The sequence below is a fragment of the Streptomyces sp. NPDC059668 genome, assembly GCF_042734135.1.
Taxonomy (GTDB): domain Bacteria; phylum Actinomycetota; class Actinomycetes; order Streptomycetales; family Streptomycetaceae; genus Streptomyces.
This window is the reverse complement of sequence record NZ_JBHWEL010000080.1, coordinates 1-14,056: the sequence shown is the minus strand read 5'-3', so window position 1 is coordinate 14,056 and position 14,056 is coordinate 1. Positions and strand designations below refer to the sequence as shown.

10 protein-coding genes are annotated in these 14,056 nt (G+C 71.3%); 4 read left to right on the top strand and 6 right to left on the bottom strand.

What is annotated here, in order from left to right:
* Positions 1-159 precede the first annotated feature (159 nt).
* Positions 160-1,131: a pirin family protein gene (locus ACFV2J_RS35735; protein ID WP_385088228.1), complete on the top strand. Its 972-nt coding sequence runs from the start codon at positions 160-162 to the stop codon at positions 1,129-1,131.
* 145 nt (positions 1,132-1,276) lie between these two features.
* Complete coding sequence (locus ACFV2J_RS35730) at positions 1,277-2,326, top strand: AI-2E family transporter (RefSeq protein WP_385088226.1); 1,050 nt, start codon at positions 1,277-1,279, stop codon at positions 2,324-2,326.
* Here ACFV2J_RS35730 and ACFV2J_RS35725 read toward each other — a convergent pair.
* Positions 2,293-4,446 carry a SpoIIE family protein phosphatase gene (locus ACFV2J_RS35725; protein ID WP_385442619.1) on the bottom strand — a complete coding sequence of 718 codons (2,154 nt, stop codon included), beginning with the start codon at positions 4,444-4,446 and terminating at the stop codon, positions 2,293-2,295. The two genes, ACFV2J_RS35730 and ACFV2J_RS35725, sit on opposite strands and share 34 nt — an antisense overlap.
* A 152-nt stretch (positions 4,447-4,598) precedes the next feature.
* On the opposite strand from ACFV2J_RS35725, the gene aspS reads away from it, so the two are divergent.
* Positions 4,599-6,362 carry an aspartate--tRNA ligase gene (gene aspS / locus ACFV2J_RS35720; RefSeq protein ID WP_385088222.1) on the top strand — a complete coding sequence of 588 codons (1,764 nt, stop codon included), beginning with the start codon at positions 4,599-4,601 and terminating at the stop codon, positions 6,360-6,362.
* A 134-nt stretch (positions 6,363-6,496) separates the two neighbouring features.
* Here the strand turns inward: aspS and ACFV2J_RS35715 are convergent, their stop codons facing one another.
* The 5 genes from ACFV2J_RS35715 to ACFV2J_RS35695 all read right to left on the bottom strand — a co-directional run bounded on the left by ACFV2J_RS35715 (position 6,497) and on the right by ACFV2J_RS35695 (position 12,996).
* Positions 6,497-7,285, bottom strand: coding sequence for a hypothetical protein (locus ACFV2J_RS35715; protein ID WP_385442615.1), 789 nt, complete (start codon positions 7,283-7,285; stop codon positions 6,497-6,499).
* Between the two features lie 89 nt (positions 7,286-7,374).
* Entirely contained in the window at positions 7,375-7,851 is a 477-nt protein-coding gene (locus ACFV2J_RS35710; protein ID WP_385088219.1) for a hypothetical protein, read from the bottom strand.
* Positions 7,852-7,972: 121 nt separating this feature from the next.
* A complete protein-coding gene (metG, locus tag ACFV2J_RS35705) occupies positions 7,973-9,694 on the bottom strand; it encodes a methionine--tRNA ligase (RefSeq protein WP_385089884.1) in 1,722 nt (573 codons plus the stop codon).
* A 184-nt stretch (positions 9,695-9,878) separates the two neighbouring features.
* The gene (locus ACFV2J_RS35700; RefSeq protein WP_385442610.1) at positions 9,879-11,747 is read right to left on the bottom strand and encodes a VWA domain-containing protein; all 1,869 of its coding nucleotides are present in this window, start codon (positions 11,745-11,747) and stop codon (positions 9,879-9,881) included.
* Between the two features lie 307 nt (positions 11,748-12,054).
* Entirely contained in the window at positions 12,055-12,996 is a 942-nt protein-coding gene (locus ACFV2J_RS35695; protein ID WP_385089878.1) for a LysR substrate-binding domain-containing protein, read from the bottom strand.
* Positions 12,997-13,180: 184 nt separating this feature from the next.
* Between ACFV2J_RS35695 and snpA the strand changes: the two genes are divergently transcribed.
* Positions 13,181-13,891, top strand: a complete 711-nt coding sequence (gene snpA / locus ACFV2J_RS35690) for a snapalysin (protein WP_385089875.1) — start codon at positions 13,181-13,183, stop codon at positions 13,889-13,891.
* Positions 13,892-14,056 lie beyond the last annotated feature (165 nt).

Here is a 14,056-nt window from a genome sequence, read left to right as displayed (position 1 = left end):
TTTTGTGTGTGTCTTGGTTTTTGTGTTTTTCGACCGTCTCCCCGGCCCGCCCCCCCCCCCCCGGGGCGGGCGGGTCGTACCCCCCGGGGGCCCCCCCGCCGTTACGGGTGGCAGAAAGTTCAACAATCAACTAAACTCGAAGCACAAGGAGGTACCGACATGCCTGCAGTGACCGTCGAGAACCCGCTCACCCTTCCCCGTGTGGTGGCGCCGGCCGACGCCGTGGCCCGTCCCGTGCTCACCGTGACGACCGCGCCCAGCGGCTTCGAGGGCGAGGGATTCCCGGTCCGTCGCGCGTTCGCCGGGATCAACTACCGCCACCTCGACCCGTTCATCATGATGGACCAGATGGGTGAGGTGGAGTACGCGCCGGGAGAGCCCAAGGGCACCCCCTGGCACCCGCACCGCGGCTTCGAGACCGTGACCTACATCATCGACGGGATCTTCGACCACCAGGACTCGAACGGTGGCGGCGGCACCATCACCAACGGGGACACCCAGTGGATGACCGCCGGCGCCGGCCTCCTGCACATCGAGGCCCCGCCGGAGTCGCTGGTCATGTCCGGCGGCCTCTTCCACGGCCTCCAGCTGTGGGTGAACCTCCCGGCCAAGGACAAGATGATGGCCCCGAGGTACCAGGACATCCGCGGGCGCTCGGTGCAGCTGCTGAGCACCCCCGACGGCGGCGCGCTGCTGCGGGTCATCGCCGGTGAGCTCGACGGCCACGAGGGTCCCGGTGTCACGCACACGCCGATCACCATGGTCCACGCGACCGTGGCGCCCGGCGCCGAGATCACGCTCCCCTGGCGCGAGGACTTCAACGGTCTCGCCTACGTCCTCGCCGGACGCGGCAGCGTCGGCACGGAACGCCGTCCGGTCCACACGGGCCAGACCGCGGTCTTCGGCGCGGGCGGCTCGCTGACCGTCCGCGCGGACGAGAAGCAGGACGCGAACACCCCGGACCTGGAGGTCGTCCTCCTCGGCGGACAGCCGATCCGTGAGCCCATGGCCCACTACGGCCCCTTCGTGATGAACACCCGCGAGGAGCTGCAGCAGGCCGTCGAGGACTTCCAGAAGGGCCGTCTGGGCACCATCCCGGCGGTGCACGGAATGTCCGAGCGCGGCATCTGAGGCCGTACGGCCCGGGCGTCGTGACGCCCGGGCGCCGTACGGTCCCGACGCCGGGCACCGGCGCGGGCGCGCGCGTCTGACACCGCGTCACCCGGGCGGGCCGTCCTGAGAGGACGGCCCGCCCTTCGCGTGGTCGGGTGGAGGGGTGCAGCTACTCTCCGAGGGCGTCCGGCGGCTGGCGGCCTGGTGTGTCGTGATCCTGCTCGTCGCCGGTGTGGCGTGGGTCGGGATCCGGCTGTGCGGGGAGCTGCGGACGGCGGTCGTACCGGTACTGCTCGCGTTGCTGGGCACCGCGCTGCTGCGGCCGCTGTACCGGCGGCTGGTGGACATGCGGGTGCGGCGGTCGCTGGCCGCGGGGCTCACCTGTGTCGCGGTGGTCGTGGTGGTCGGCGGCGCCGTCTACATCGTCGTCGCCGCGCTCATCGACACCGGGGACCAGATCCTGGCCTCGCTCAAACAGGCCGCGCGGTCGGTCGCCGAGCACTTCGGCGCGCCGGGCACCTCCCTCGACGACCTCACCTCGCACTCCAGGGAACTGCTGACCAAGTTCGGCGGGGCGGCCGCGTCCAACGTCATCAGCGGGGTCAGCCTGGTCGGCGAGAGCATCGCCGTGGCCGTGCTGGCCCTGCTGCTCGTCTTCTTCTTCCTCCGCGACTCCCACCGCGCCGTCGGCCTGCTGCGCTCACTCGCGCCCCACGGCACCGCCGACACGCTGGAAGCCATGGCCCGCCGTGCCTTCGGAGCCGTCGAGGGCTTCATGCGCGGGACCACACTCATCGCCCTGATCGACGCCGTGTGCATCACCGTCGGGCTGCTCGTCCTGCGCGTCCCGGGTGCGGTCGGGCTCGGGGCGCTCGTCTTCGTGGGTGCCTACATCCCCTATCTGGGCGCGTTCATCTCCGGCGCGGTGGCGGTGCTGGTCGCGCTCGCCGACCGGGGGCTGGTGATCGCGCTGTGGGCGCTCGGGGTCGTCCTCGCCGTGCAGGTGCTGGAAGGACACGTGCTGCAGCCGGTGATCCAGAGCCGCACCGTGCAGATGCACCCGGCGGTCGTGCTGCTGGCGATCACGGCGGGCGCGTCCGTCGCGGGAATCCTGGGGATGCTGTTCTCCGTGCCGCTGACGGCGGCCGCCTTCGGGGTGATCTCGGAGCTGCGCGAGCGCTACTCGTCGGGCTTGGTCGTGGACGACTCGTAGAACTCGAACCAGGTGGTCTTGCCCTCGCCGCGCGGATCCACGCCCCAGGCCTCCGCGAGGACGCCGACGAGCACCAGTCCCCGCCCGGAGGACGCCAGTTCACCGGGCCGGCGGCGGTGCGGCAGGTCGTCGCTCGCGTCCGTGACCTCCACCCGGATCCGGCGCTCGCCCGGCTCGCCGGTCACCTCGGCGACCAGCAGCGCGTCGTCGTCGGTGTGCACGAGGACGTTGGTCAGGATCTCGGAGACGAGAAGGACCGCCGAGTCGCGCTGGTCCTCCGAGCCCCAGTCGTGCAGCAGCTCGCGCACCTGCTGGCGGGCGTCCGCGATCTGCTCGGGCGCGCTCTGTGCCACGGTCAGCGCGGTACGGCGCGTGGTGGGCGGGGCCGCCGCCTCCGGCGTGTCGTCCGTGGCCAGGCCCTGCCGGGACAGCAGCACCAGTGCGATGTCGTCCTCGCGCCGGTCGGCCAGCGGGCCCGGGGTGTGGTGCGAGGAGGGTCCGTGCACGCCCTGGACCAGCGCGTCGGCGAGCTCCTCCAGGTCGCCGTCGTGGGACTCCAGGATCCGCCGGATGCGGCGCCAGCCGGTGTCGAGGTCGTGGCCGCCGGTCTCGATCAGTCCGTCGGTGCAGATCAGCATGGTCTCGCCGGGCTCCAGGCCGAGCCGGGTCGTCGGATAGTCGGCGTCCGGATCGATGCCGAGTGGGAGTCCACCCGCCGTGGGACGCATCAGCACCGTGCCGTCGGCCATGCGGATCGCCGGGTCCGGATGCCCCGCGCGGGCGAAGTCCAGCAGCCCGGTCGCCGGGTCCACCTCGACGTAGAGGCAGGTCGCGAAGCGGACGTCCGGGGCCCTGCCGTCGCTCTGCCCGCTGGAGCCGTACGTCACCGAGTCCGTGACCCCGTACAGGAACCGGGAGGCGCGGGAGAGGACCGCGTCCGGACGGTGGCCTTCGGAGGCGTACGCGCGCAGGGCGATGCGGAGCTGGCCCATCAGCCCGGCGGCGCGCACGTCGTGGCCCTGGACGTCGCCGATGACGAGCGCGAAGCGGCCGGTCGGCAGCGGGATCACGTCGTACCAGTCGCCGCCGACCTGGAGTCCGCCGCCGGTGGGGACGTACCGCGCGGCGAGGCCCATGCCCGGCATCCGCGGGCCCAGCGTGGGCATCATCGAGCGCTGCAGACCGTCCGTGAGCTCCCGTTCCGTCTCGGCGGCCCCGGCGCGGGAGAGTGCCTGCGCGAGCATCCGGGCGACGGTCGTCAGCACCGAGCGTTCGTCGGGCGTGAAGCGGACGGGGTACATGAAGGCCGCCATCCACGCGCCCATCGTGCGGCCCGCGACGGTCAGCGGGAGAAAGGCCCAGGACTCCCGGCCGAAGTGCTGGGCCAGCGGCCAGGAGACGGGGTAACGCTCCTTGTAGTCCTCGGGGGAGGAGAGGTAGACGGCCCGGCCGGTGCGGACCACCTCCGCCGCCGGGTAGTCCGTGGCCAGCGACATATGGGTGAAGGGGCCCTCGTCCCCGGGCTGCTGTCCGTGGTGTCCGACGACGGTGAGCCGGTCGCCCTCGGCGCCGAAGACGGCCAGCCCGTCCGGCGAGAACCCGGGCATCGACAGGCCGGCCGCCACTCGCAGCACCTCCGCGGTCGACCGGGCCTCGGCCAGGGCCCGCCCCGCGTCCAGCAGGAACGCCTCGCGCGAGCGGCGCCAGTCACCGGTGACCGGGGTGCGCGCGGCGGCGCCGGGGGACGGCTCGGTGACCTCCTGGAGGGTGCCGAACAGCTGGAACTCCCCGGTCTCGGGGTCGACCGTCGGCTTGGAGCGGCTGCGTGCGGTCCGCAGCACCCTGCCGTGCTCGTCCATGACCCGCAACCGCACCTCGGCGAGCGTGTGCTCGGCGACGGCGAGCTGGACGACGCCGGCGACCTCGTTCCAGTCGGCCGGGTGGAACCGGGCGCGCACGGCGGCCTCGGTGATCGTCACCGCCTCCGCGGGCAGACCGAGGAGGCGGGCGGCCTCCGCGTCGAGGGTGACCAGCCCTTGAGCGTTGTCCCAGCGCCACAGGCCGGTCGCGAGGGCGGCCAGGACGTCCCCCACGGCGGGCAGGGGCTCACCAGTGCGCATTGAACCACTGTATGAAGAGGTGATCGGTGGGTGCCACCGAGAGTATTCGGAGTGGTGATCTTTGGGCGGCCGGTACCCTTGGGACGTCCGGGCCCGCGCCCGGAAGTTTCACGTGAAACAGACCCCGATCCGCGAAGACTGGATGAACGACGATGCATCGGTACAGGTCCCACACCTGCGGCGAGCTCCGCGCCTCTGACGTCGACAGCGACGTCCGGCTGAGCGGCTGGCTGCACAATCGCCGAGACCTGGGCGGCATCCTCTTCATCGATCTGCGTGATCACTACGGCATCACGCAGCTCGTCGCCCGCCCCGGCACCCCCGCCTACGAGGCCCTCGACAAGGTCTCCAAGGAGTCGACGGTCCGCGTCGACGGCAGGGTCGTCTCCCGTGGCGCGGAGAACGTCAACCCCGACCTGCCCACCGGCGAGATCGAGGTCGAGGTGAGCGAGGTCGAGCTGCTCGGCGCGGCCGCTCCGCTCCCGTTCACCATCAACGCCGAGGACGGCGTCAACGAGGAGCGGCGCCTGGAGTACCGCTTCCTCGACCTGCGCCGCGAGCGCATGCACCGCAACATCCTGCTGCGTACGGCCGTGATCTCCGCGATCCGTCACAAGATGACGGCGCTGGGCTTCAACGAGATGGCGACGCCGATCCTCAGCGCCACCTCCCCGGAGGGCGCCCGCGACTTCGTCGTGCCGTCCCGCCTCAACCCGGGCCGTTTCTACGCGCTGCCGCAGGCGCCCCAGCAGTTCAAGCAGCTGCTGATGATCTCCGGCTTCGACCGCTACTTCCAGATCGCGCCGTGCTTCCGCGACGAGGACGCGCGTGCGGACCGCTCGCCGGGCGAGTTCTACCAGCTCGACGTGGAGATGTCCTTCGTCGAGCAGGAGGACGTCTTCCAGCCGATCGAGAAGCTCATGACGGAGCTCTTCGAGGAGTTCGGCGGTGACCGTCATGTCACCTCCCCCTTCCCGCGGATCCCGTTCCGTGAGTCGATGCTGAAGTACGGCTCCGACAAGCCGGACCTGCGGGCCCAGCTGGAACTCGTCGACATCACCGATGTCTTCGCGGGCTCGGAGTTCAAGGCGTTCGCCGGCAAGCACGTGCGCGCGCTGCCGGTGCCGGACGTCTCCGGCCAGTCGCGGAAGTTCTTCGACGGCCTCGGTGACTACGCGGTCGAGCAGGGCGCGAAGGGCCTGGCGTGGGTGCGGGTGGGCGAGGACGGCTCGCTGACGGGCCCGATCGCCAAGTTCCTGACCGAGGAGAACGTGGCGGAGCTGACGAAGCGACTGTCGCTGGCCCCCGGCCACGCGGTGTTCTTCGGCGCGGGCGAGTTCGACGAGGTCTCGAAGATCATGGGCGCGGTGCGGGTCGAGGCCGCGAAGCGCTCGGGCAACTTCGAGGAGAACGTCTTCCGGTTCTGCTGGATCGTCGACTTCCCGATGTACGAGAAGGACGAGGACACCGGGAAGATCGACTTCTCGCACAACCCGTTCTCGATGCCCCAGGGCGGCCTGGAGGCCCTGGAGACCCAGGACCCGCTGGACATCCTGGGCTGGCAGTACGACATCGTCTGCAACGGCGTCGAGCTCTCCTCCGGTGCGATCCGGAACCACGAGCCCGACATCATGCTCAAGGCCTTCGAGATCGCGGGCTACGACCGCGAGACCGTCGAGGAGCAGTTCGCCGGCATGCTCCGCGCCTTCCGCTTCGGCGCCCCGCCGCACGGCGGTATCGCCCCGGGCGTCGACCGCATCGTCATGCTCCTCGCGGACGAGCCGAACATCCGCGAGACCATCGCGTTCCCGCTGAACGGCAACGCGCAGGACCTGATGATGGGCGCGCCGACGGAGCTGGACGAGACCCGCCTGCGGGAACTGCACCTCTCGGTGCGCAAGCCGCAGCCGAAGTAGGCGCCATGGAGCGGTAGGCCCGGCCCCGCAGTGGGGCGGCCACAGCGGAGTGGCCCGGAACCGTCATCGGTTCCGGGCCACTTTCGCGTACCAGGCGTCCACGCCCGCCCGACCGGGCCCTCTCGGTCAGAGGATCAGCGCGGTTCGGGCGTCTCCACGGCGGTGCCGGACCGCTGGGCCTCCGCGATGCGGGCGAGTTCCTTGCGGATGAGGGGGAGGGGGAAGTGGTCGTCGTGGTCCATGTTCAGCATCGTGAAGTGCGCGGTGACGTTGCCGACGCGGACGAGGACGTTCTCCTCGCTCCGGACGGAGACCCGCTTGCCGCTGCGGAGGCCGGCGGGCTGTGCGACCGGGGTGGTGATCCGCAGGGCGATCGACTCGTCGCCGAGGCGGGGAAGTCTCTCGCGTTCGACGTGCGCGGTGAACTTCCCCGTGTAGCCGACGCCCTTGAAGTCGGAGCACGTCGTCAGGGACGTACGGACCTGGGTGAAGGCCTGCTCGGCTCCGGTGTCCCGGTAGGAGGCGAGGGTGCCGCCGCCCGCCCAGATGCTGCCCTTCCAGTTGAAGATCTGGTCGACGACGGCCGACGCGCCGTGGGCGCCGAGAGCGTCCAGCATCTTCTGGCAGGAGACGTCAGAGGCAGGCGGGAAAGTGCTCTGGGTGTCGGCGGGTGTCCGCTCGTCCGCCGAGATGCCAGGGCTGCCCGGCACATCGTCCCCGGTGAGGGCGACCGACTTCAACGCCGCTACGGAGAGGGGCGGTTGCCGAGCGGGTGACGCGGACGCCGTGGAGCCCGGGGAGTTCGGTGCAGCGGGTGTTCCCCCGCTGCCGTCACCGCCCGCGCAGGCCGTGAGCCCCCACCCCGTCAGGACCGCACCGATCAGCAGCCACTTGCTGCCCCGCACCCGAACCCGTATCCACATCTGAGCCCCCCAGCCCGTACCACCCGGTGGTCGCACGTGACATGACAGTCCCATGCGCCTCAACGGTCGGCATCGTACGGGCCGTTCGCTCAGGTGTCGTACGTGCCGTCCCACGGCTCCGCGAAGCCGAGGCGGTCGGGGTAGAGCTCGGCCCAGGGTTCGCCCTCGTCCACCCCGGCCAGCAGGCCGAACAGGACCCCGTCGACGGTGAGTTGGAACGGGCGGATCGCGATGTCCGTGTACGAGCGCCGGGGCAGGCTGCGTAGCAGCTTGGCCAGGTGGACGCGGGCGCGCGAGAGCACGGAGGTGTCACCGTGCGGGTTGCTCTGCTGCTCGGCCCACGTGCCCGCGCACCAGATCTCCGAGTCGCGGTAGCGGCCCTCGGAGTCGAAGGTGTGCAGCACGGTGTAGAGCCGTTTGTGCTCTTCCCAGCCGTCGTCGGGACGGAACCCTTCGGGGAAGGCGTACGTGATCGACGCCAGGAACTGACCGTCCGCGTACCGGCCGATGGTCTCGGTGCGGTGCTTCGGTTCGTAGGCGATCGGAATGACCTCGGGGACTGCCATGGCGGAAACCATACGGGTGATCGAGGTCATGCCAGAAGTCAGGGCCACCCCACGGACGCCCGGTGCCCAAGGGGCCCGGCACCACCGTGTGGTGCCGGGCCCCTTGGCCTGAATCCGGTGCCTACTCGGGGGCGCCGCCGAAGCGCTCCTTGTACGACTCCAGGTCCTCGTCCGTGATCTTGGCGAAGAGGACGGGGGGGACCGTGAACGGGGTGCCCGCCGGCACGGCGTCCAGGGACTTCGCCTCGTCCGCGGACACCCACGCCGCCGTGTCGTCAGCCAGCGCGAACGCGGAGCGCATCGCCTTGGCCGAGGCGGGGATGAAGGGCTCCGAGACCACCGAGTAGAGGTGGATGAGGTTCATCGCCGTGCGGAGGGTCAGGGCCGCGCCCTCCGGGTTGGTCTTGATCTCCAGCCAGGGGGCCTTCTCCTCCAGGTAGGAGTTGCCCGCCGACCACAGGGCACGCAGCGCCGCCGCGGCCTTGCGGAACTGGAGGGCCTCCATCTGGGTCTCGTACTCGGCCAGCAGGCCCGCGATCTCCTCGCCCAGCCGGGCCTCCGCCTCACCGGCCGCCGCACCCGCCGGGACCTCCTCGCCGAAGCGCTTCTTGGAGAAGGACAGCACGCGGTTGACGAAGTTGCCGAGGGTGTCGGCGAGGTCCTTGTTGACCGTGGCGGTGAAGTGCTCCCAGGTGAAGGACGAGTCGTCCGACTCGGGGGCGTTGGCGATGAGGAAGTAGCGCCAGTAGTCCGCGGGCAGGATGTCGAGCGCGTGGTCGGTGAAGACACCGCGCTTCTGCGACGTGGAGAACTTCCCGCCGTAGTACGTCAGCCAGTTGAAGGCCTTGACGTAGTCGACCTTCTTCCACGGCTCGCGGACGCCGAGCTCGGTGGCCGGGAACATCACCGTGTGGAACGGGACGTTGTCCTTCGCCATGAACTCCGTGTAGCGGACCGTGTCGTCGGCCTCGTACCACCAGGACTTCCAGTCGCGGGTCTCGCCGGCGGGCGCCGCGTCCGCCCACTCCTTCGTCGCGCCGATGTACTCGATCGGGGCGTCGAACCAGACGTAGAAGACCTTGCCCTCGGCGGCCAGTTCCGGCCAGGTGTCGGCGGGCACCGGAACGCCCCAGTCGAGGTCACGGGTGATCGCGCGGTCGTGCAGGCCCTCGGTCAGCCACTTGCGGGCGATGGAGGAGGCCAGCTGGGGCCACTCCTCCTCGTGCCGGGAGACCCACGCCTCGACCTCGTGCTGAAGCTTCGACTGGAGCAGGAAGAGGTGCTTCGTCTCGCGGACCTCCAGGTCCGTCGAGCCGGAGATCGCCGAACGCGGGTTGATCAGGTCCGTCGGGTCCAGGACGCGCGTGCAGTTCTCGCACTGGTCGCCGCGCGCCTTGTCGTAACCGCAGTGCGGGCAGGTGCCCTCGACATAGCGGTCCGGGAGGAAGCGGCCGTCCGTCGGCGAGTACACCTGACGGATCGCGCGCTCCTCGATGAAGCCGTTCTCGTTCAGGCGGCGGGCGAAGTGCTGGGTGATCTCGCGGTTCTGCTCGCTGGAGCTGCGGCCGAAGTAGTCGAAGGCCAGCTCGAAGCCGTCGTAGACCGCCTTCTGGGCGTCGTGCGCCTGCGCGCAGAACGTGTCGACGGGGATGCCCCGCTCCTTCGCCGCCAGTTCGGCCGGGGTGCCGTGCTCGTCCGTCGCGCAGATGTACAGCACGTCGTGGCCGCGCTGGCGGAGGTAGCGGGAGTACACGTCCGCCGGGAGCATGGACCCCACCATGTTGCCCAGGTGCTTGATCCCGTTGATGTACGGAAGGGCGCTGGTGATGAGGTGTCGAGCCATCGCGGGCTGCTCCCAAGTCGCTACGTGGGGTGACGGTCGGCGGTTCGGTTCAGGTCGCCGGTCGTCTTACGAACCTTGAAATCGTAGCCGACATGGGTAGGCCGCCCGCCTCCCGTTTTACGGGAAGGGAAGCGGGCGGCCTCCGGTGGTGCGCGCCGGGGTTCCGGCGGGGTGCCGGTGGTGCCTACGGGCGCCAGCCCGCCAGGACGCCCTCGTAGACCTCGGCGTCCGTCAGTTCGCGGGGGGTGGGGCCCGCGTGGAAGAAGGACGCGTTGGCGGTCTTCAGCTTGCGCAGGTAGTCGAACGCCTTGTTCTCGGGCTCGCCGAAGGCGACGAAGGAGAAGAAGACGGCGGGGTGGGACCGCGCCGCGTCGGTGAGCGCCTGGGTGGCCGGGGTCTTGGCGTCCGGGGCGCCGTCCGTCTGGAAGATCACCAGCGCGGGGGCCGCGGGGTTCTGCGACTTCTCGTGCTGGGCGAGGACTTCCTGCACGGCGACGTGGTAGCTGGTACGGCCCATGCGGCCGAGGGTGCCGTGGAGCTCGTCGACCTTGTTCTCGTGGTCGGCGAGGGTGAGCTCGCCGGTGCCGTCGAGCTCGGTGGAGAAGAAGACGACCGGGACCGTGGCCTCGGGGTCGAGGTGCGCGGCGAGGGCGAGGGCCTGCTCACCGAGGGCCTGGGCGGAGCCGTCCTTGTAGTACGCCCGCATCGACGCGGAGCGGTCCAGGACGAGGTAGACCTTGGCGCGGGCGCCGGTGAGGTTCTGCTTCTCCAGGGTGGCGGCGGCCTCCCGGTACGGGGTGGTGAGGGTCGCGGCGGTCGACTGGACGTGGGCGAGGGGGACGGCGGCGGTGGCGTCAGCGGTGGTGGCGTCAGTGGCGGGCTCGGACTCGGCTGCGAGTGGCCCCCGTGCGGCCTCATCGCCGTCGGCGGCCGCGGGCTCCTCGGCCTGCGCGGCGACGGCTTCGAGAGCCGGCTCCGGCTCGGCCTCGGGCGCGACCGCGTCCACCACGGCCTCGGCCTCGGCGACGACCGCGGCCGCGGCCTCGGCGGCGTCAGTGGCGGGTTCGGCCTCGGCTGCGCCTTCGGCCGGGTCGGTTTTCCCGCCCGCACCACCCGTGACGCTTTCGTCGTCGGCTGCGAGTGGCCCCTGTGCGGCCTGATCGCCGTCGGCGGCCGCGGGCTCCTCGGCCTTCGGCTCGGTCTCGGCCTCGACCGGGGACTCGGGCGCCGACTGGACAGCCGCGCTCTCGGGCTCGGCCTCGGCGATGACCTCGGCGTCGGCCTCGGCCACGGGCTCCGCCCCGGCCTGCGGCGTGACCGCGGCCTCGTCGACGGCGTCCGGCTCCGGCTCGGTCACGGCCTCGGTGTCGGCGGTGGCCTCCGGCTCCGGCTTCGTCTCGGTCACGGCCTCGTCGACGGCGTCCGGCTTCGTCTCGGTCACGGCCTCGGTGTCGGCGGTGGCCTCCGGCTCCGGCTTCGTCTCGGTCACGGCCGCGCTCTCGGGCTCGGCCTCCGGTGCGCTCTCGGGCTCTGCCTCGGCGGCGGGCTCAGCCGCGCCCTCGGTGTCGGCCGTGGGGTCCGCCTCGGCCACCGGGTCGGCGTCGGCCGTGGCCTGAGTCTCGGGCTCGGCCTCTGTCTCCGCCTCGCCCTTCGCCTCTGCCTCCGCCTCGGGCGTGGGGGCCGCCTCGGCCACGGGCTCCGGAGCCGCGGGCGTCTCCGCCTCCGGCTTCGCCGACTCCGTCGACTCCGCGGGCTTGGGGACCGTGACGTTGTCGAACGCCGCCGACACCAGCTCGTCGACCACCGACGACGTCGGCGCCGGATTCGGTTCGGACGAAGGTGCGGGGATCTTCGGTTCGGTCTCCGCGGGGGCCCGTTCGGCCGCCTGGGAGGGGATCGGCGCGGAGGCCGGTTCGGCCTCCTGCGAAGGAACGTGTTCGGCCGCCGGGGCCGAAACCGAGGGAGCCGAAGCTTCCCGCGAGGTCTCCGCGTCGGCGTCACGCCCCTGGCGTGAGCGGCCGAACGCGTTCCGCAGGAGAGTGAGAATGCCCATGTGCGCAACCCTTCGCATGAGTTGAAGCCCGTCAATCCCTGGCCAGGACGGACACGTAAGGTTAGCGGCCGCTGTCGGCGATCTTGGGCAGGGTCGGGTACCGGCAGGTAGCGGTGTCAAGAGCGTTATCAAGACCCCTGCGGATCCCACGGGTTCACTGCACGTTCATCGGACCACCGCACCCCCGCGCCCCCGTCCCCACGACACCAAGCCCAGGTCAAGGAATCGTATGGGGGGAGTAAAGTGCGCAGACTGCTGCCGTTGCCCACATCCTCACACAGGAAGCCCGCCGGAGACCGGCCGACGTTCACGGGAGTGCGGGGACCGGGGTTCCCGAACCGCCGTGTTCCAGCCACTCACGGTACGCGGGCGCCTGCCGTGCCGTCTCCTCGTAGGCCTCCGCCAGTTCCGGGTAGACGCCGTCCAGTTCCGCCTCCGTACGGGCCGCGAGGAGCAGCCGTACGCCGAGCGGGTCGCCGTGCAGGGGGCGCACCGCCGTCTCGGGGCCGGACTGGCGGGTGGGCTGGCAGACCGTGACGACCTCGCCGGTGGCGACCAGGGAGGCGGCGGTGTGGTAGTCGCCGTGGAGGACGCGGGGGTTGAGCCCGGCGGAGCGCAGCATCCGGTGCACGGCGTCCCACTCGCCGTCGACGGTGGGGTCCACCATCCAGCGGTCCTGGGCCAGCTCGGAGAGGTGGACCACGGGACGCGCGGCGGCCGGGTGGTCGTTGGGCAGGGAGACGAACTGGGGCTCGCGCTCGACCAGGACGCGCAGCCGCAGGCCGTCCGGGATGCGCAGGGGGCAGCCCTCCACCTCGTGCACGAAGGCGACGTCGAGCCGTCCCTCGGCGACGAGGTTGAGCAGGGAGTTCGCGGACACGTCCATCTGGAGGAGCGGTTCCTGGCGGTGTTCGCGCAGCCGGCGCAGCCAGCCGGCCAGGGCGCGGCTCGCGGTGGAGCCGATACGCGGCTGGAGCCCGTCCGTGGCGGCGGCCCGTGCCTCGGCGACCAGGGACCGCATTTCGGCCACCAGCGGGCGGGCCCGCCCGAGCACGATCCGGCCGAGCGGAGTGGGGCGGCAGCCGGTCCGTTCGCGGATGAACAGCTCGCCGCCCAGCTCCTGTTCGATCCTGCGCAACTGGGTGCTCAACGAGGGCTGGGCGACGCCGAGCAGGCGCGCGGCGCGGTGCAGGCTGCCGGTGTCGGCGATGGCGCACAGCGCGCGGAGGTGCCTGACCTCAAGCTCCATGCCTGCGGAGCCTAAGTCGGAAGCAGGGGTTGCACCAGACGCACAAACCCCATGAGGAACGGGCGAGTTGGACGGTCCTCCTCGGTCCGATAGTCCTGGCCTATCGCCACTTGCCATCATCACAGCCGCCGCACAGGCACCGAAACTCACGGTGACGACTTCACCCCCCACACAAGGAGTCATCGTGAGACTTCCCCTGTCCAGGTCCAAGGCCGTGCTCGCGACCACGCTCGGTCTGGGCCTCGCGGCCGCCGGGTTCGGCACGGTCCCCGCCGTGGCGGCTCCCGTCCCCGCGCAGGACGCCGTCCACGCCGGACACTCCGCTCTCCCCGGTTACGCCGGCTACGCGGGCTCCGCCGAGGAGAGCAAGGCCAACCAGGCGTTCTTCGCGGCGGTCATCAAGTCCGTCGCCGAGAAGCGCGCCGCGAACCCGAGCAGCGCCGCGGCCGTCACCGTGATCTACAACGCCTCCCGCGCGCCCTCCTTCAGCTCCGAGATAGCCCGTAGCACCGCGATATGGAACGGCGCGGTGGCGAACGTGAAGCTCCAGTCGGGCTCGGCGTCGAGTGCCGACTTCACCTACCGCGAGGGCAACGACTCGCGCGGTTCGTACGCCTCGACGGACGGCCACGGCAGCGGGTACGTCTTCCTGGACTACGCACAGAGCGACCAGTACAACCCGATCCGCATCACCGCGCACGAGACCGGGCATGTCCTCGGCCTGCCCGACCACTACTCCGGTCCGTGCAGCGAGCTGATGTCGGGCGGCGGCCCCGGTCCCTCCTGCACCAACGCGAACCCGAACGCGGCCGAGCGGTCGCGGGTCAACCAGCTGTGGGCGAACGGCTTCGCGCAGGCGCTGGACAAGGCCCTGGCCAAGGCGAACGCCCGCTAGCCCCCCACCAGCCCCACCCCCCACGGGTGGGGGGCGCCCCCCCCCCCGGCGGGGGGGGCGCCCGCCCCCCCCCGCGCCCGGAGAGCGCCCTCCTCCGCCACGACCTCCTGGGCGGGGCCCGGCGCCCTCCGCACACGTCTCAGGCCGCCGCGGCCCAGCTTCTGA